14 protein-coding genes are annotated in these 17,380 nt (G+C 66.8%); 9 read left to right on the top strand and 5 right to left on the bottom strand.

Translation table 11 applies throughout. The features are described 5' to 3' along the window. Positions 1-21: 21 nt before the first annotated feature. The 5 genes from ACQ5BL_RS22950 to ACQ5BL_RS22930 are packed head-to-tail and all read left to right on the top strand — an operon-like array spanning position 22 to position 9,407. Positions 22-1,773, top strand: a complete 1,752-nt coding sequence (locus ACQ5BL_RS22950; RefSeq protein ID WP_243805377.1) for a DUF2138 domain-containing protein — start codon at positions 22-24, stop codon at positions 1,771-1,773. Beyond that, positions 1,770-2,402 carry a DUF1175 domain-containing protein gene (locus ACQ5BL_RS22945; RefSeq protein WP_430293275.1) on the top strand — a complete coding sequence of 211 codons (633 nt, stop codon included), beginning with the start codon at positions 1,770-1,772 and terminating at the stop codon, positions 2,400-2,402. Before ACQ5BL_RS22950 ends, ACQ5BL_RS22945 begins: the two co-directional genes overlap by 4 nt. Then, a complete protein-coding gene (locus ACQ5BL_RS22940) occupies positions 2,399-6,952 on the top strand; it encodes an alpha-2-macroglobulin family protein (RefSeq protein ID WP_243805378.1) in 4,554 nt (1,517 codons plus the stop codon). Before ACQ5BL_RS22945 ends, ACQ5BL_RS22940 begins: the two co-directional genes overlap by 4 nt. Then, positions 6,952-8,586 (top strand): DUF2300 domain-containing protein, encoded by a 1,635-nt coding sequence (locus ACQ5BL_RS22935; protein ID WP_243805379.1) that lies wholly within the window; start codon positions 6,952-6,954, stop codon positions 8,584-8,586. The genes ACQ5BL_RS22940 and ACQ5BL_RS22935 overlap by 1 nt, the downstream gene beginning before the upstream one ends. A 5-nt stretch (positions 8,587-8,591) precedes the next feature. Further along, positions 8,592-9,407: a YfaP family protein gene (locus ACQ5BL_RS22930; protein ID WP_243805380.1), complete on the top strand. Its 816-nt coding sequence runs from the start codon at positions 8,592-8,594 to the stop codon at positions 9,405-9,407. 204 nt (positions 9,408-9,611) lie between these two features. Here the strand turns inward: ACQ5BL_RS22930 and ACQ5BL_RS22925 are convergent, their stop codons facing one another. From ACQ5BL_RS22925 to gatC, 5 genes are all read right to left on the bottom strand, one after another. Beyond that, positions 9,612-10,001: a carboxymuconolactone decarboxylase family protein gene (locus ACQ5BL_RS22925; RefSeq protein ID WP_243805381.1), complete on the bottom strand. Its 390-nt coding sequence runs from the start codon at positions 9,999-10,001 to the stop codon at positions 9,612-9,614. A gap of 10 nt (positions 10,002-10,011) precedes the next feature. Continuing rightward, a complete protein-coding gene (locus ACQ5BL_RS22920) occupies positions 10,012-10,407 on the bottom strand; it encodes a septal ring lytic transglycosylase RlpA family protein (protein WP_243805382.1) in 396 nt (131 codons plus the stop codon). A gap of 155 nt (positions 10,408-10,562) precedes the next feature. After that, on the bottom strand, positions 10,563-12,008 hold the full coding sequence (gene gatB, locus ACQ5BL_RS22915; RefSeq protein WP_243805383.1) for an Asp-tRNA(Asn)/Glu-tRNA(Gln) amidotransferase subunit GatB: 1,446 nt from the start codon (positions 12,006-12,008) through the stop codon (positions 10,563-10,565). Between the two features lie 11 nt (positions 12,009-12,019). Beyond that, a complete protein-coding gene (gatA, locus tag ACQ5BL_RS22910; RefSeq protein ID WP_243805384.1) occupies positions 12,020-13,474 on the bottom strand; it encodes an Asp-tRNA(Asn)/Glu-tRNA(Gln) amidotransferase subunit GatA in 1,455 nt (484 codons plus the stop codon). Positions 13,475-13,493: 19 nt separating this feature from the next. Then, positions 13,494-13,781, bottom strand: coding sequence for an Asp-tRNA(Asn)/Glu-tRNA(Gln) amidotransferase subunit GatC (gene gatC / locus ACQ5BL_RS22905; RefSeq protein WP_184588959.1), 288 nt, complete (start codon positions 13,779-13,781; stop codon positions 13,494-13,496). A gap of 239 nt (positions 13,782-14,020) precedes the next feature. Here gatC and mreB point away from each other — a divergent pair, with 239 nt between their 5' ends. From mreB to ACQ5BL_RS22885, 4 genes are all read left to right on the top strand, one after another. Beyond that, the gene (gene mreB, locus ACQ5BL_RS22900; protein ID WP_017518164.1) at positions 14,021-15,058 is read left to right on the top strand and encodes a rod shape-determining protein MreB; all 1,038 of its coding nucleotides are present in this window, start codon (positions 14,021-14,023) and stop codon (positions 15,056-15,058) included. 125 nt (positions 15,059-15,183) lie between these two features. Next, entirely contained in the window at positions 15,184-16,215 is a 1,032-nt protein-coding gene (gene mreC, locus ACQ5BL_RS22895) for a rod shape-determining protein MreC (protein ID WP_243805385.1), read from the top strand. Next, complete coding sequence (gene mreD, locus ACQ5BL_RS22890) at positions 16,215-16,703, top strand: rod shape-determining protein MreD (protein ID WP_207883617.1); 489 nt, start codon at positions 16,215-16,217, stop codon at positions 16,701-16,703. The genes mreC and mreD overlap by 1 nt, the downstream gene beginning before the upstream one ends. Positions 16,704-16,770: 67 nt before the next feature. Beyond that, positions 16,771-17,355 carry a Maf family protein gene (locus ACQ5BL_RS22885; protein WP_243805386.1) on the top strand — a complete coding sequence of 195 codons (585 nt, stop codon included), beginning with the start codon at positions 16,771-16,773 and terminating at the stop codon, positions 17,353-17,355. Positions 17,356-17,380: the final 25 nt, after the last annotated feature.

Raw genomic sequence — 17,380 nt, 5'->3', positions numbered from 1 at the left:
ATGACACGGGACAAGCGATCCATGAGCGACAACACTCCTACCAGCAGCCCAGACAGCACTCCCACGCCGCCGGCCGCGCAGCCTCCGCGCCGCGGCCCGCTGATCGCCATCGGCGCGGTTGCCGCCGTGCTGGTCGCCGGCGGCCTGGCCCTGGCCTTCGGTCTGATTCCCGCCTTCCACTCCGCGCCGGTGGGCACGCTGGAAGCGCCGGAGAACGCGGAAGTGGTGCGCGACCTGCAGCGCCCCGACGCGCTGCTCGAGAGCGCCTCGCTCAGCCAACTGCCCAAGGCGGTGCTGGAGGTGCCGCTGCTGCGCGACGTGCTCACCGAGGACTTCGTCTTCTACTACGAGAACAACGCCGACCGCCTGGGCCTGACTGGCACCCTGCGGCGCATCGCCTACGAACACGACCTGACCCTGAAGGACAGCGTGATCGAGGAACTGCTCGACCAGCCGGCCCAGGTTGCGCTATGGCGCGGCGCCGATGGCCGCCTGCGCGACTTCATGGTGGTCCTGCGCCGTGGCGGCTTGGCCAAGCTCCTGGAGCCGCTGGCGAAGGTCGCCGCTGACGATAGCCAACTGAAGAAGGTCTCGGAAATCCAGGTGAAGGGCGCTGCCACGCCGGTCTACAGCCTGCGTTACGGCGCCGAAAAGAGCGTGCTGTTCGTTTCCCGTGGCGACCAGATGCTGGTGCTGTCGAATCCGAAGATGCTCTTCCCCGAGGCCAATGACGGTGGGCTGGGTGAGTCGGACGCCATGATCGCCAAGGACCTGGGCACGTTGCTCGAAGGCGAGCCGCTGTTCGCCAAGGACTTCGGCCTGGAACCGCGCGGCGAACTGAAGCAGCGCATCACCCTGGGCGCCGGCGTGCTCGCCATGGGCTACCAGCGCTTCATCCCGACCTTCGCCGGCGTGCGCTTCGAGCAGGGCAAGGACGGCTGGCACAGCTACCTGGCGCTCAATGAAGTCGCCCGCCAGCCCGAACTGGATTTCACTCCCGTCTGGCAGGCCATGCCCATGGGCGCCAGCGCCTGTGTCGCCCTGCCGGTCACGCCGGGTCTGTATGACAACATGCTGGTGAAGCTGGGCGCCGAGCAGAAGATGGCCGCGGCCTTCTCCGAGCACCTCTCTGGCGCTGCGGGCCTGTGCTGGTACCCGGACTCGCGACTGCATTCGCCGCTGCTCGCAGTGAAGCTCGATGCGCCCGCCAGCCCCGAACTCGATGAGCAGCTGGGCAAGCTGTTCGGCAGCATGATCGGCGCCTATGAGGCCAATGTGGAGGCGGGCGCCTTCGAGGTGGAGAGCCGCGTCGAAGGTGACGGTCGCCTGTGGCAGCGCCAGGTCAGTTCGCGCTTCGGCCAGTACCCGGCCAGCGAGGCGGAGAACCCCGATCAGGTCAGCGGCAACGGCTTCTTCCGCGTCAGCCTGCTGCGCGATGGCAACACCCTGCTGTTCTCCATCGACGACAAGCTGCTCGACAAGGCCCGCAACACCCTGGCTAAGCGCTTCCCGCCGCTGGCCGACGTGCTGCCGAAAGATGCCCTGGTGCCTGCCTACCTGGCGCCCAAGACGCTCTCCGAACTGCTTCAGCGCGAAACCCTCGACAGCCTGCCGCAGGACATCGAGCCGGTGTTCCGCAACGCCGCCGACACGCTGCTCCTGCCGCGCCTGAAGACCCTCGCCGGTAACGGCTCCTACGCCCTGATCCTGCCGGCCGGCAGCGAGCCCAGCGGCGAGTGGGAGTGGTTGCCGCTGGACTGGAAGGCGCTGTGATCGGAAAGCCTTTCACGCTGCTCGCAGGTCTGCTCGTCGCCACGCTGGCGCACGCGGCCGAGCCTGCGCTGGATGCGCAGCAGACCCAGGTGTTCCGCGCCTGGTTCGTGCGTATCGCCGAGGAGCAGCTGCGTCGTGGGCCGAACCCGCGCTGGTACCAGCAGGACTGCGCAGGCCTCGTGCGCTTTGCCGCCAACGAGGCGCTGAAGGTGCACGACGCCAAGTGGCTGCGCGCCAATGGCATGTCCAACCGCTACCTGCCGCCGGAGCTGGAGCTCACCGACGCACAGCGCAACCTCGCGCAGACCTGGCAGCAGGGCGGCGGCAAGACCGGCCCCTACGTCAACGCGATCAAACTCATTCAATACAACAGCCAGCTCGTTGGCCGCGACCTCAACCAGGCGCGCCCCGGCGACCTGATGTTCTTCGACCAGGGCGATGACCAGCATCTGATGATCTGGATGGGCCGCGACATCGCTTATCACACCGGCACTCGTACGGCGACCGACAACGGCATGCGCTCGGTCAGCCTGCAACAACTCATGACATGGAAGGACACCCGATGGATACCCGACGAATCCAATCCCAACTTTATCGGCGTCTATCGCTTGTCCTTCCTGGCCCGATGAACGCGCTGCGCGGCATTGCCGCTGCCCTGGCCTGCGCCGGCCTGTTCGCCGCCTCGCCCGCGATCGTGCAGGCGGACGACGAGGTTCCGGCGAGCAACTACACGCCCATGGCCGGCGAGTCGTTCTTCCTGCTGGCCGACTCCAGCTTCGCTTCCGACGAAGTGGCCAAGGTGCGCCTGGAGGCGCCGGGCCGCGACTACCGCCGTTACCGCATGGAGCCCTACGGCGGCGCGGATATCCGCGTCTACCGCATCGACCAGCCGCTGGATTTCCTCAAGCGCCAGAAGAACCTGCACCGCGTGCTGTCCGAAGGTCAGTTCAAGGGCGAGGGCCTGTCCAACACCCTGGCCTACCTGTGGGACAACTGGTACCGCAAGTCGCGTCGGGTGATGCAGCGGACCTTCTCTTATGAATCGCGCCAGCAGGTCACCGAAGTGGTGCCCGAGCTGAAGATGGGTAACGCCATCGCCGCGCCGACGCCTTATGACGCGCAGCCGCAATATGCGCCGATCCCCGGCCTGCCGATGGTCAGCCAGTTCCGCTATCCGCTGTGGGACGCAAAACCCATCCAGCCGCCGAAGGACGTGACGCTGATGGGTTCGTCCAGCGAGTTCATCAACGTCGCGCCGGGCAACGTCTACGTGCCGCTGGGCAAGTTGAAACCCGGCCTCTACCTGGTCGAAGCGCTGGTCGGCAAATACCGTGCGACTACCGTGGTGTTCGTCTCCAACAGCGTTGCGGTGAGCAAGATCGCCGGCAACGAGCTGCTGGTGTGGACCGCGCGCAAGCATGAAGGCACGCCGGTGGGCGGCGCCAAGGTGCTGTGGACCGACGGCCTGGGCGTGATGAGCAGCGGCAGCAGCGACGCCGACGGCCTGCTGCGCCTGCAGCATGTCAGCCCCGAGCGCTCCTTCGTGATCGGCGAAGACGAGGAGGGCGGCGTCTTCGTTTCCGAGAACTTCTATTACGACAGCGAAATCTACGACACCAAGCTCTACGCCTTCACCGACCGCCCGCTGTACCGTCCGGGCGACTGGGTGTCGCTGAAGATCGTCGGCCGCGAGTTCAAGAACTCCCGCGAATCGCAGTCGCCGCAGAGCGCGCCGCTGCGCCTGTCGGTGATCGACGCCGCCGGCACCACGCTGCAGACCCTGGACCTCAAGTACGACGCCAAGAGCGGCACCAACGGCCGTTTCCAGCTGCCGGCCAACGCCGTCGCCGGCGGCTATGAGCTGCGCTTCGACTACCGCGACCAGACCTACAGCAGTGCCTTCCGCGTCGCCGAGTACATCAAGCCGCACTTCGAGATTTCCCTGGACCTCGCCAAGCCCGACTTCAAGACCGGTGAGCCGGTGAAGGGCAACCTGATCCTGCTCTACCCGGACGGCAAGCCGGTGGCCAACGCGCGCCTGGAGCTGAGCCTGCGCGCGCAGCAGCTGTCCATGGTGGACAACGAGCTGCAGTATCTCGGCCAGTTCCCCGTGGAGCTGTCCAGCGCGCAGATCACCACCGATGACCAGGGCCGCGCGGCGCTGGAGCTGCCGGCGGCGGAGAAGCCCAGCCGCTACATGCTCACCGTGTTCGCCAGCGATGGCGCCGCGTACCGCGTGAAGACCAGCAAGGAAATCCTCATCGAGCGGGGCGCCGCGCGCTTCCACGTGAGCGCGCCGCAGCGCTTCAGCGCAGCCGGGGACAAGGTCGAGTTCAGCTACGCTGCCGAACAGCAGACGCAGGTCCAGCCCACCGCCTATCGCTGGCTGCGCCTGGAAGACCGCAGCAGTGGCGACGGCGCGGTGGCCGACGGCAAGTTCGCCATCACCTTCGACAAGCCCGGCACCTACAGCGTCGAGCTGCGCGACAAGGCCGGCCAACTGCTCGGCGGCACCGGCCACTCGGTCAGCGGCGACGGCGTGAAGGCCGTGCCGGGCACCGTGGAAATCGTCCTCGACAAGCCCGAGTACCAGGCCGGCGAAGAAGCCCTGGCGCTGATCACCTTCCCCGAACCGGTGGATGACGCGCTGCTGTCGCTGGAACGCGACAAGGTCGAGGCCACCGCGCTGCTGTCCAAGGGCGGCGACTGGCTGAAGCTGGAAAAACTCAACCCGACCCAGTACCGCGCGCGCATTCCGGTGAAGGCCGAGTTCTCGCCGAACCTGACCTTCTCCGTGCTCTACACCCGCAGCGGCGACTACAGCTTCCAGAACGCCGGCATCAAGGTCGCGGTACCGCAGGTGGAGATCGCCGTCAGCACCGACAAGGAACGCTACGAGCCGGGCGAGACGGTCACCGTCAACCTCGACACCGCCTACGCCGGCAAGCCTGTCTCCAGCCACCTCACCGTGAGCGTGGTGGACGAGATGATCTACGCGCTGCAACCGGAGATCGCCCCGGGCATCGACCAGTTCTTCTACCACCCGCGCCGCAACAACGTGCGCACCAGCGCCAGCCTGTCGTTCATCAGCTACGACGTGGCACTGCCCGGCACGCCCAGCGCACCTGGCCGCGCCAACCGCAGCGAACGCGGGGTGAAGGTGCTGGAGCGTCCGCGCCGCGAGGAAGTGGACACCGCCGCCTGGGAGCCCGAGCTGGTCAGCGATGCCAATGGCAAGGCGCAGTTCAAGTTCCGTATGCCCGATTCCCTGACCCGCTGGCGCATCACCGCCCGCGCCATGGATGACGAAGGGCAGGTCGGCCAGAAGAAGCAGTTCATCCGCTCCGAGAAACCGCTGTACCTGAAGTGGAGCGGCCCGAAACGCTTCCGCACGGGCGATGCGCCGGACCTCGGCCTGTTCGTCTTCAACCAGGGTGAGCAGGACACCAAGGCCGAGCTGCTGATCCGCGCCAACGGCGCCGAGAAGACCCAGGCGCTGGAGCTCAAGCGTGGCGTCAACTACATCGCCCTGCCGCAACAGCCGCTCAGCGATGGCGACTGGAGCGTGGAGCTGCGCCAGGACGGCCAGGTCCGCGACAGTCTCGGTGTGCACTTCAGCCTGGTGGCCGACAGCTGGCAGGTCCTGCAGTCCAGACCGCTGCAGGTCAACGCGCAGAACACCCCGCTGCAACTGCCGGCGGATGCCCGCGACGTGACCCTGCGCCTGGACGACAGCGCCCAGGCCCTGCTGCGCGGTAATCTCGACTCGCTGCTCCAGTATCCCTGGGGTGGCGTCGAGCAGACCGCCAGCCAGTTGCTGCCGCTCAGCGTCGCCTATCCGATGCTGGCCAGCGGCGAGCCGCGCGTGCGTGACCGCCTGCGCCTGATCATGCAGACCAGCCGCCTGCGCCTGGTGCAGATGGCCGGCCCGGATGCCTACTTCACCTGGTGGGGCGGCGAAGACAACGACGCCTTCCTCACCGCCTACGCCTACTACGCTGACTGGTACGCCAGCCGTGCGCTGGAAATCCAGCTGCCGCCGGACCACTGGCAGCGTGTGCTGGAACTGTATTCCGCACGCGCCAGCGCCACGCCGCTGCTGCAGCGCGCACTGATCCTGGCCTTCGCCCGCGACATGAAGTTGCCGGTACAGACCCTGGTCAGCGGCCTGCTCACCGACCTGCAGAATGCTGGCAACGGCGAGGCGGCGAAGTCGGTGAACGAATTCGACAGCGACGACAGCCTGGTCATGGGCCAGCCGGACTCCGAGCTGGGGCTGGCAGTGGCCCGCGTGCTGACGGCCAGCCTGGCCGAGCAGAACAAGGTCGCGCTGCCGCAAGGCTTCGCCAAGCAACTGGATGCCGCGCGCCTGAAGCTGAATACTAGCGACGAGCCCTTCGCCCGCGCGGTGCAGCTCTACAGCGGCACCGTGGACGCCAACCGCGCCCGGGCACTGCTGCTGAGCCTGGCGCCGCAGCAGTCCACCGTCGAACGCGCCCTGGTGTTGACCTGGATGCAGCGTGCCGTGGCCGAAGCTCCGGCCGCCGAGCTGCCCAAGCCGGTGACGGACTGGAAGGAAAAACACAGCACGACAGGCGACGCCGTCTGGCAATGGCAGGGCAAGGCAGTGCCTGCGCAGCTGGACCTCTCCGCCGCGCCGTCGCGTCCGCTCAATGCTTCCGTGACCTTCCGCAGTGCCGAAGCGCCGGCCAGCCAACTGCCGGTGACCATCAAGCGTCGCCTGCTGCGCCTGGTGCCGGGTGAGGAAGCTTTCGCCTTCAATGCCGAGGCACTGGGCGACAAGCCGCTGTCCAGCGACGAGCTGTACCTGGACGAAGTGACCCTGACCACCGAGCAGGCGCAAGCCCTGCGCTACGGCATGTTGGAAGTGCCGCTGCCGCCGGGCGCGGACGTCGAGCGCACCACCTGGGGCCTGCAGATCAGCGGCCTGGGTGGCGCCGAGGCGACCAGCCTGGAGCGCGCGCGCAACGAACCGGGCGACCTGTTCTACGGCGTGCCGGTGGACACCCTGGGCGGCGAGCTGCGCTTCCGCCATCTGGTGCGCTTCTCGCAGAAGGGCGAGTTCGTCCTGCCGCCGGCGCGCTTCCAGCGCCTCTATGCGCCGCAGGAGCAGGCGCTGGAGCAGAATCCGGCCCTGGCGAAAATCAAGGTCCAGTAATGCGCGCGCGCATCGCCGGGCTGATTCTGCTGTTGCCGCTCTGCGCCCTTGGGGCGCAGGAGTCGGCGCAGCTGGCCTGGCGCACTGCGCAGGGTGATGAACTGCTGCGGCTAGGGTCGCAGCAGGTGCTCGATCGTCAGGCTTTGCCCGCCGATCTCACGGCTCCGCTGGGTAGCCTGTGGAAGCTGTTCGTCTATGCCTGGCTGAGCGACACCGGCCAGCAGGAGCCGGCCTACCCGTGCCGTGGCGAGAGCAAGGAAGAGGTCTATTGCTGCACGGCGGGGCAGAGCATCGAGCGTGACGCGGCGCTGGTGAAGTCCTGTGGTCTGTATTTTCAGCCGCAGCGCCTGGGCATCGACGGTACGGTCTGGCAGCAGTACTGGCAGGCGCGCCACGCGCCGGCCTGGGTCTCGCAACTCGATCATCTGGCGCCGCAGACCGAGGTGCCGGTTGCCGAACTGCTCGATCAACTGCAGCACCTGCCGGCCCAGGAGCAGGCGCGAAAGGTGCTGCTGGATGTCAGCCTCGCCGCCGATGACGGGCGCGCTCCCGCTGCCCTGGGTGGACGCCTGCGGGTGAAGACCTGGAGCTGGGAAGAAGGCGGCCAGCGCGAAGGCGGCTTTGCCGGCTGGCTGGTGGACGGCACACCGCTCTGGGCGCGCGGGCCGGGCACCAGCAAGACGGTGCTGGCCAAGTACGGCAACGCTATCGGTGTCGCGCTGCCGGCGCCGTGGCCAAGCGATCCGGGGCGTTGTGTGGAGGTCAGTCTGTTCAGCCGCTATCCGCTGAAAGAGGTCTACGACGTGCGAAACCAGCCTGCCACCGAAGGCCTGCTGGAAGGTCGGCAGAATGTGCTGTTCGCCAATGGCGTAAGGCTCGACGTGAACAGCGGCGGCGATCTGTTTCTTGAACGCGGCGCCCAGGGCCCGCGCTTGACCGCGCGCCTGTCCCGCGAGGAGTATGTCGCCCGCGTGCTCGACCGCGAGGCTTCCGCTACGCCGCCGGAAGCGGCCAAGGCGCTGGCGGTGACCATCCGCACCTATCTGCTGCAGAACGGCGCCCCGCGCGGCGACTGCCTGAGCATCGACGACAGCAGCCAGCGCCAGCGCGTGGCGCCGCGCCCGGCTAGTGAGGCCGCGCGGGGAATCGCCGCCTGGACCGCTGATCTGGTACTGGCCGGCGGCACCGTCACCTATCACTCGGACCAAGCCGGGCAGTCGAAACTGTCCTGGCGCGACGCCCAGGAACAGGCCGCCAAGGGCCTGCGCTACGACGCCATCCTCGCCCGCGCCTTCCCGCGCACCAGCCTCAGCCGCTGGAGCAACCCGACTGCCGCCTGCCAGCCGCTGCCCGAGGCCGAACGCTGGCTGCAGGCGCAGCGCCGCCACTGGCGGCAGCGCCTGGAAGCCGAGGCGGGCTATGAGGAATTGCAGTCTTTCGCCGTGTGCCGCCTGAGCAGTGGCCGGCCCTACGTCGACCGCGAACGTCAGCGCATCTACGTACGTGGCCTGTACTCCCAGCAGGACCGCCTCGACCTGGCTCATGAATACCTGCACCTGGCCTTCCAGGCGCACCCCAATGGACAAGACGAGGGCTACGTGGAAAGCCTGGCCCGTCGCCTGATACTGGAATGATCACCATGAAATTCGCCCACGTGCTCCGCCTTTCCCTGCTTGCCAGCCTGATCCCGCTGGCCGCGCAGGCCGCCGAATCGCCGATCAGCCTGGACACGCCGCTGGGCGGTTGGCGCGCGGGCGACGGCGACAAGGCCGACTTCCGGCAGACTGTGAATTACCCGGCGTCCTCGGTGAACACTCGCGCGGACCAGGCCGAGACCGCGCGTATCCGCGGGGAAATCCGTGGCTTGCCCAAGAACAGCAAGGAGCCGGCACGCCTGGTGGTCAACGGCGTGGCCATGCCGATGCGGATCGAGGGCGACGGCAAGTTCGACCGTCCGTTCGCCTTCCCGGCGGGCTCCAACAGCGTCGAAGTCATCAGCCCGGACGGCCAGCAGCGCAAGCGCGTGCAGTTCTACCACGGCGGCGGGGGCGGCGAAGTCGCAGCCAAGCTGCGGGTCATGTTGTCCTGGGACTCGGACAACACCGACCTCGACCTGCATCTGGTGACGCCCGATGGCGGGCACGTCTGGTACGGCAACCGCTCGCTGCCCAACGGCGCGGCTCAGGACGTCGACGTGACCACCGGCTACGGCCCGGAAATCATAGCCAGCCCGACACCGCTCAAGGGCCAGTACCTGGTTTACGTGAATTACTACGGCGGCGGTTGGAGCGAGGATGACAGCTCCGGCGACGTGAACGCGGCCAAGCCGCTGACCACGGCGCAGGTGACCATCGTTACGGAGGAGGGCACGGTGAACGAGAAGCAGGAGTCCTTCCTGATCCCGATGCGCCAGCCGGGCGAGCTGACGCTGGTGAAGCGGTTCAGTTATCCGTAAGGGCGAGAGCCGTCGGCCCGGCCGACGGATCGCGGGCATGGCCCGCTCCTACAAATGGGCGCTGCGCTTCGGAGTTTCCCGGCAATTGCGAATTCCGCCGCGCCGGATTTCGCGGACAAGGTCCGCTCCTACGAAAGCGACGTTGGACTCACCCTGTAGGAGCGGGCCACGCCCGCGAAAAGCGCCTATTGGCGCTGCTCTTGATCAGGCCTGCTGATCCGCCTGCCAGGCCTCGATCACTTCCTGCGCGGCGCGGAAGGCGTCGATGGCCGCCGGGACGCCGGCATAGACTGCGCAATGCAGCAGCGCCTCGCGGATTTCTTCCACCGTACAACCATTGTTCAGTGCGCCACGCACATGGCCTTTCAGCTCCTGCGGGCATTTGAGCGCGGTCAGCGCGGCCAGGGTGATCAGGCTGCGGGTCTTGCGCGGCAGGCCGTCGCGGTTCCACACGCCGCCCCAGGCGTGCTCGTTGACGAAGTCCTGCAGCGGCTGGGTGAACTCGGTGGCATTGCCCAGGGCGCGGTCGACGAAGGCGTCGCCCATCACTTCGCGGCGGACCTGTTCGCCGGCCTTGCGGTTGTCGTTGCTCATTCTGACTCCTTCAGAGACCTTCCAGGCGCACCGGCGCGGTGCCGGAGCGCAGCATGTTGAGTTGTTCGGCGGCGGCTTTCGACAGGTCGATGATCCGCCCACGGCCGAAGGGGCCCCGGTCGTTGATCCGCACCACGACGCTACGGCCGTTATTGAGATTGGTGACTTTCACCCGGGTGCCAAAGGGCAAGGTGCGATGCGCGGCGGTCAGGGCGTGCTGGTTGAAGCGCTCGCCGCTGGCGGTGCGCTTGCCGTGGTGTGCCTTGCCGTAATAGGAGGCGGTGCCCTCGGCGCGATAGCCACGGCCGGAGACGCCCGAGTCGTTGTCGTATGACGGGGCGCTGCTACAACCGGCCAGCAGGGCGAGTCCGGCGGCGAAGAAGAGGGAAGGGAACGAACGCCACATAATGGAGCTTCCAGGGGACGATTTACCCGGTGCTGATGGGTTCTGCACTGACATTCCTGTCGCAGCACCGAGTTTTCCAATCCGGCCATCCCTGGCCGGTCGTTCGCCGGGCCAACGCAGGCGTTGGCACTCTTCTGGATAAAAGAAGGGGCGGATTACCCTTCGAGCTTTTTCTTCAGCAATTCGTTCACTTGTGCCGGGTTGGCCTTGCCCTTGGCGGCCTTCATGGCCTGGCCGACGAAGAAGCCGAACATCTTGCCGCGCTTGGCTTCGTCGCTGGCACGGTACTGCTCGACCTGCTCCGCGTTGGCTGCCAGCACGTCGTCCAGCAGCTTCTCGACGGCGCCCGAATCGGTGTTCTGCACCAGGTCCTTGGCCTTGATGATCTCGTCGGGCGACCCTTCACCCTCGGCCATGGCGGCGAACACGGTCTTGGCCGCCTTGCCGTTGATGGTGCCGTCCTTCAGGCGCAGGATCATTTCGCCCAGGTGCTGCGCGGAAACCGGCGATTGCTCGATCTCCAGGCCGTCCTTGTTGAGCAGGCTGGAGAGCTCGCCCATCACCCAGTTGGCGGCCAGCTTGGCGTCGCCGCAGATGGCCTGCACCTGCTCGAAGTAGTCGGCCATTTCGCGGCTGGCGGACAGCACACTGGCGTCATAGGCGGACAGGCCGTACTGGCTCTCGAAACGCTCGCGCTTCTGGTCCGGCAGTTCCGGCAGGTTGGCGCGCAGCTCGTCGAGGAAGGCGCGCTCGATCACCACCGGCAACAGGTCCGGGCAGGGGAAGTAACGGTAGTCGTTGGCTTCTTCCTTGCTGCGCATAGAGCGCGTTTCGTCCTTGTTCGGGTCGTACAGGCGGGTTTCCTGCACGACCTTGCCGCCGTCCTCGATCAGGTCGATCTGGCGCTGCACTTCGTGATTGATCGCCTTCTCGATGAAGCGGAAGGAGTTCACGTTCTTGATCTCGGCGCGGGTGCCAAACTCGGCCTGGCCCTTCGGCCGTACCGACACGTTGCAGTCGCAGCGTAGCGAGCCTTCGGCCATGTTGCCGTCGCAGATGCCCAGGTAGCGCACCAGCGCGTGGATCGCCTTGACGTAGGCCACGGCTTCCTTGGCGCTGCGGATGTCCGGCTCGGAGACGATCTCCAGCAGCGGGGTGCCGGCGCGGTTCAGGTCGATCCCGCTCATGCCGTGGAAGTCTTCGTGCAGGCTCTTGCCGGCGTCCTCTTCCAGGTGCGCGCGGGTGATGCCGACGCGCTTGACGGTGCCGTCTTCCAGGGTGATGTCCAGGTGCCCCTTGCCGACGATGGGGTGGTCCATCTGGCTGGTTTGGTAGCCCTTGGGCAGGTCAGGGTAGAAGTAGTTCTTCCGGGCGAAGACGTTGCGCTCGGCGATCTCGGCGTTGATCGCCAGGCCGAACTGGCAGGCCATGCGCACGGCCTCCTGGTTCAGCACCGGCAGGGTGCCGGGCATGGCCAGGTCGACCAGGCTGGCCTGGGTGTTCGGGGCGGCGCCGAAGGTGGTGGCGCTACCGGAGAAGATCTTCGATTGGGTGGAGAGCTGTGCGTGGATTTCCAGCCCGATCACGGTTTCCCATTGCATGTGTGTCGTCCTCAGAATCCAGCCGGTGCTTGTTTGTGCCAGTCAGTGACCAGTTGGTACTGGTGCGCGACGTTGAGCAGGCGGCCTTCCTGGAAGTACGGCGCGAGCAGCTGGACACCCACCGGCAGGCCGTCGACGAAGCCGGCGGGCATGGACAGGCCCGGGATGCCGGCGAGGTTGGCGGTGATGGTGTAGATGTCTTCCAGGTACTGGGCGACCGGGTCGTTGTTCTTCTCGCCGAGTTTCCAGGCCGGATTCGGCGTGGTCGGGCCGAGGATCACGTCGACTTCGGCGAAGGCGCTGACGAAATCGTTCTTGATCAGGCGACGAATCTTCTGAGCTTTCAGGTAGTAAGCGTCGTAGTAGCCGGCGGAAAGCGCGTAGGTGCCGACCATGATGCGGTTCTTCACCTCGGCGCCGAAGCCTTCGGCGCGGGAGCGCTTGTACAGGTCCTGCAGGTCCTTCGGATCCTCGCAGCGGTAGCCGTAGCGGACGCCGTCGAAGCGCGACAGGTTGGAGCTGGCTTCCGCGGGCGCGATCACATAATAGGCAGGGATCGCGTGCTGCATGTTCGGCAGGGAGATCTCCTTGATCACCGCGCCGAGCTGCTTGAGCTGCTCGACTACCTTCATCACCGCGTCGGCGATGCGGCTGTCCAGGCCGGCGCCGAAGTATTCCTTCGGCAGGCCGATGCGCAGGCCGGTCAGCGGCTTGGCCAGGGCGGCCAGGTAGTCGTCCACCGGCTGGTCGACGCAGGTGGAATCCTTCGGATCGAAGCCGGCCATGGCGCCGAGCATCAGCGCGCAGTCCTCGGCGGTGCGGGCCAGCGGGCCGCCCTGATCGAGGCTGGAGGCATAGGCGATCATGCCCCAGCGGGACACGCGGCCATAGGTCGGCTTGATGCCGGTGAGGTTGGTCAGCGCGGCCGGCTGGCGGATCGAGCCGCCGGTGTCGGTGCCGGTGGCGGCCGGGATCAGGCGCGCGGCCACGGCGGCGGCGGAGCCACCGGAGGAGCCGCCCGGTACGCGGGAGGTGTCCCAGGGGTTCTTCACCGGGCCGTAGTGGCTGGATTCGTTGGCCGAGCCCATGGCGAACTCGTCCATGTTCAGCTTGCCCAGGCTCACGGCGCCGGCGTCGGCCAGGCGCTCGACGACGGTGGCGTCGTAGGGCGAGACGAAGGCGTCGAGGATCTTCGAGCCGCAGCTGGTGCGCACGCCCTGGGTGCAGAACAGGTCCTTGTGGGCGATCGGCGCGCCCAGCAGGGCGCCGGTCTCGCCTTTGGCGCGCCGTTCGTCGGCCGCCTTGGCCTGGGCCAGGGCGCTTTCCTCGGTGACGGTGATGAAGCTGTTCAACTGCGGGTCGAGCTGCTGGATGCGCGCGAGCAGGGCAGTGGCCAGTTCCTGGGCGGAGAATTGCTTGTCGGCGAGTCCGCGGGCGACTTCGGCGAGGGTCAATTGATGCAGCATATGTCCGTGTCCTTAGCGCTTACTCGATGACTTTCGGGACGAGGTAAAGGCCGTCTTCCACGGCTGGCGCGATGGCCTGGTAGGCTTCGCGGCGGTTCTCCTCGGTGACTGCGTCGGCGCGCAGGCGCTGCGTGGCTTCCAGCGGGTGGGCCAGGGGCTCCACGCCGTCGGTGTCGACCGCCTGCATGGCGTCGATCAGGCCAAGGATGTTGTTGAGGGTGTCGGTGGTGCGCGAAATGTCGGCTTCCGCCAGGCCCAGGCGGGCGAGGTGGGCGATCTTTTCCACGTCGGAGCGTTCAAGCGCCATCGGGGTCTCCAGCTAGAGCGGCCCGGTTCGAACTGGACCTGGCCGGAAGGAATTTGTGGGGCAGGGAACAGAACCCGCGGCGGACGGTCGAAGGCCGCTGGGACGGGCCTGCGGGCCCGAAAAACGAGGAATCTAGCATAAATTGCCGCCTTGCCCAAAACCCCCGTCATTGTTAGAGTTTGCCGCACTTTTTTACCCGCGCATTTTTCACCCACGCTCCACCTACGGGTTTCTTTCCAATGTTCAAAAAACTGCGTGGCATGTTTTCCAGTGATCTGTCGATCGACCTGGGCACTGCCAATACCCTTATTTATGTGCGCGAGCGCGGCATCGTCCTGAACGAACCGTCCGTGGTCGCCATTCGTAGCCACGGCAGCCAGAAGAGCGTGGTAGCGGTCGGTACCGAAGCCAAGCGCATGCTGGGCCGTACCCCGGGCAACATTGCCGCCATTCGTCCGATGAAGGACGGCGTGATCGCCGACTTCAGCGTCTGCGAGAAGATGCTGCAGTACTTCATCAACAAGGTGCACGAGAACAGCTTCCTGCAGCCCAGCCCGCGCGTGCTGATCTGCGTACCGTGCAAGTCCACCCAGGTGGAACGCCGTGCCATCCGTGAATCGGCCCTGGGCGCCGGCGCACGCGAGGTGTACCTGATCGAAGAACCGATGGCCGCAGCCATCGGCGCCGGCCTGCCGGTGGAAGAGGCCCGTGGTTCCATGGTCGTCGACATCGGCGGCGGCACCACCGAGATCGCCCTGATCTCCCTCAACGGCGTGGTCTATGCCGAATCCGTCCGCGTCGGCGGCGACCGCTTCGACGAAGCCATCGTCACCTACGTGCGCCGCAACTACGGCAGCCTGATCGGCGAATCCACCGCTGAGCGCATCAAGCAGGAAATCGGCACCGCCTTCCCGGGCGGCGAAGTCCGCGAAGTTGACGTCCGTGGCCGCAACCTGGCCGAAGGCGTACCGCGCAGCTTCACCCTGAATTCCAACGAAGTGCTCGAAGCGCTGCAGGAATCCCTGGCGACCATCGTCCAGGCGGTCAAGAGCGCCCTGGAGCAGTCCCCGCCGGAACTGGCTTCCGACATCGCCGAGCGCGGCCTGGTGCTGACCGGTGGTGGCGCGCTGCTGCGCGACCTGGACAAGCTGCTGGCCCAGGAAACCGGACTGCCGGTGATCGTCGCCGAAGACCCGCTGACCTGCGTGGCTCGTGGCGGCGGCAAGGCGCTGGAAATGATGGACCGTCATTCGATGGACCTGCTGTCCACCGAATAAGATGGGAGTGGAGGTCGGTTGACGTTTCGCCCAGGGGGGTGGAACTTCAACCGACTTTGCACAGCTAGGAGCCGGTCATCAAACCGATATTCTCCAAAGGGCCCTCGCTGGGCGCGCGCCTGCTGGTGCTCGCCGTCCTGTCGGTCGCCTTGATGGTGGTCGATGCCCGCTTCGATTATCTGAAACCGGTACGCAGCCAGATGGGCCTCGTGCTGAGTCCCTTCTATGGCGTTGCCGATTTCCCTGTTCGTGCCTGGGAAGGCGTGCGCGACCAGTTCACCAGCCGCAGCGAACTGCTGGCCGAGAACGAACGCCTGAAGGCCGAGCAGCTGCTGATGCAGCGCCGCCTGCAGAAACTCGCCACCCTGACCGAACAGAACGTGCGCCTGCGCGAGCTGCTCAATTCCTCCGCCCTGGTCGATGACAAGGTGCTGGTGGGCGAGCTGATCGGCGTCGATCCGAACCCCTTCACCCAGCGCATCCTGATCGACAAGGGCGAGAAGGACGGCGTGTTCCAGGGCCAGCCGGTGCTCGACGCCAGCGGCCTGATGGGCCAGGTGGTCGAGGTCATGCCCTACACCGCGCGCGTGCTGCTGCTGACCGATACCACCCACAGCATTCCGGTGCAGGTGAACCGCAATGGCCTGCGCGCCATCGCCGTGGGCACCGGCAACCCGGAACGCCTGGAACTGCGTTACGTCGCGGACACCGCCGACATCAAGGAAGGCGACCTGCTGGTCAGCTCCGGCCTGGGCCAGCGCTTCCCGGCCGGCTACCCGGTCGCCACCGTCAAGGAAGTGCTGCACGATACTGGCGGGCCATTCGCTACCATCCGTGCCGTGCCGACCGCCAAGATGAACCGCAGCCGCTACGTGCTGCTGGTGTTCACCGACAGCCGTACGCCCGAGCAGCGCGCCACCGACGCCGCTGAGGCCCAGGCCGAGGCGGACCGCAAGGCCGCCGAATCCGCGGCGCCGGCCCAGCCCGGAGCTGCGGCGCCCGCCACGCCGACGCAGAATGCTGCGCACCCAGCCACGCCGGCGGCTCCCGCCGCGCAACCGGCACATCCGGCGGCAGCTAATGGCGCAGCGCCTGCCGCACCTGTCGCTCCGGCAGCCCCGGCGGCACCGCACCCCGACGCAAGGAATCGCCGCTGATGGCCACCCAAGGCTCGCGAAACGGCTGGGCGATCTGGCTCAGCCTGCTCCTGGCGCTGCTGCTGTCGGTGGCGCCGATGCCCAGCTTCATGGAGATCGGTCGCCCGCTCTGGCTGGCGATGTTCCTGACCTACTGGGTGCTCTACCTGCCGCACAAGGTCGGCATGCTCAGCGCCTGGGTGCTGGGCCTCGCCGAAGATGTGCTGTACGGCACCCTGCTGGGGCAGAACGCGCTGATCCTCAGCCTGATCATTTTCCTGGTGCTCTCGCTGCACCAGCGTTTGCGGATGTTCCCCATCTGGCAGCAATGCCTGGTGTTGCTGGTGGTGTTCGGCCTGGCGCAACTGGTCCAGCTGTGGATCAGCGCCCTGACCGGCAACCGTCCGCCGACCCTGGTGTTCCTGTTGCCGGCGCTGGTCAGTGGCTTGCTCTGGCCGTGGGTCTATACGCTGCTCCGGGCCCTGCGTCTGCGCCTGAACATCAACTGAGGCCCCGCTGCGGGGCGTTTCGTCGGGTCTGGCGCCAGTCGCGCCGGACCGGCTTCGGGAGTCTCTGATGTCCCAGCTGTACCTCGCTTCCAGCTCGCCGCGTCGCCGTGAGCTGCTGACCCAGATCGGCCTGCCGTTCCATATCGTGCCCGCTTCCATCGACGAGACGCCGCAAGCCGGCGAGTCGGCCGTGGCCTATGTCGAGCGCCTGGCGCGCGAAAAGGCCCTGGCGGGGCTGCATTTCCTGGCGCAGCGGGCGGACGTCTGCGTGCTGGGCGCCGACACCGCCGTGGTCCTCGATGGGCGGATTCTCGGCAAGCCCGCCGATCGTGCCGAAGCGCTGGCCATGCTGCAGGCGCTGTCCGGCCGTGAGCATGAGGTGCTGACCGCAGTGGCCGTGGCCAACCGCGACCGCTGCGAGGCGAAGGTGGTGGGCAGCCGTGTGACTTTCCGCAGTGTTTCGATGGAAGAAGCCGAGCGCTACTGGGACACTGGCGAGCCCCATGACAAGGCGGGTGGCTATGCTATCCAGGGGCTCGCGGCGGTCTTCGTCAGCCGCGTCGAGGGTAGCTACAGCGCCGTGGTCGGCCTGCCCCTGTGCGAAACTGCGGCATTGCTGGCTGACTTCTCCATCCCATGCTGGCAGTCTTGATCACGAAGTAGCGCTGCACGACTCC

The organism is Pseudomonas sp. B1-22 (assembly GCF_050474425.1).
GTDB lineage: Bacteria > Pseudomonadota > Gammaproteobacteria > Pseudomonadales > Pseudomonadaceae > Pseudomonas.
This window is presented reverse-complemented; position numbering and strand designations above follow the sequence as displayed.

Excerpts from the sequence above, each read along its gene's own strand:
- ACQ5BL_RS22950 (WP_243805377.1), top strand. The coding sequence starts at position 22 with ATGAGCGACAACACTCCTACCAGCAGCCCAGACAGCACTCCCACGCCG.
- ACQ5BL_RS22940 (WP_243805378.1), top strand. The coding sequence starts at position 2,399 with ATGAACGCGCTGCGCGGCATTGCCGCTGCCCTGGCCTGCGCCGGCCTG.
- ACQ5BL_RS22935 (WP_243805379.1), top strand. The coding sequence starts at position 6,952 with ATGCGCGCGCGCATCGCCGGGCTGATTCTGCTGTTGCCGCTCTGCGCC.
- ACQ5BL_RS22930 (WP_243805380.1), top strand. The coding sequence starts at position 8,592 with ATGAAATTCGCCCACGTGCTCCGCCTTTCCCTGCTTGCCAGCCTGATC.
- ACQ5BL_RS22925 (WP_243805381.1), bottom strand. The coding sequence starts at position 10,001 with ATGAGCAACGACAACCGCAAGGCCGGCGAACAGGTCCGCCGCGAAGTG.
- ACQ5BL_RS22920 (WP_243805382.1), bottom strand. The coding sequence starts at position 10,407 with ATGTGGCGTTCGTTCCCTTCCCTCTTCTTCGCCGCCGGACTCGCCCTG.
- gatB (WP_243805383.1), bottom strand. The coding sequence starts at position 12,008 with ATGCAATGGGAAACCGTGATCGGGCTGGAAATCCACGCACAGCTCTCC.
- gatA (WP_243805384.1), bottom strand. The coding sequence starts at position 13,474 with ATGCTGCATCAATTGACCCTCGCCGAAGTCGCCCGCGGACTCGCCGAC.
- gatC (WP_184588959.1), bottom strand. The coding sequence starts at position 13,781 with ATGGCGCTTGAACGCTCCGACGTGGAAAAGATCGCCCACCTCGCCCGC.
- mreB (WP_017518164.1), top strand. The coding sequence starts at position 14,021 with ATGTTCAAAAAACTGCGTGGCATGTTTTCCAGTGATCTGTCGATCGAC.
- mreD (WP_207883617.1), top strand. The coding sequence starts at position 16,215 with ATGGCCACCCAAGGCTCGCGAAACGGCTGGGCGATCTGGCTCAGCCTG.
- ACQ5BL_RS22885 (WP_243805386.1), top strand. The coding sequence starts at position 16,771 with ATGTCCCAGCTGTACCTCGCTTCCAGCTCGCCGCGTCGCCGTGAGCTG.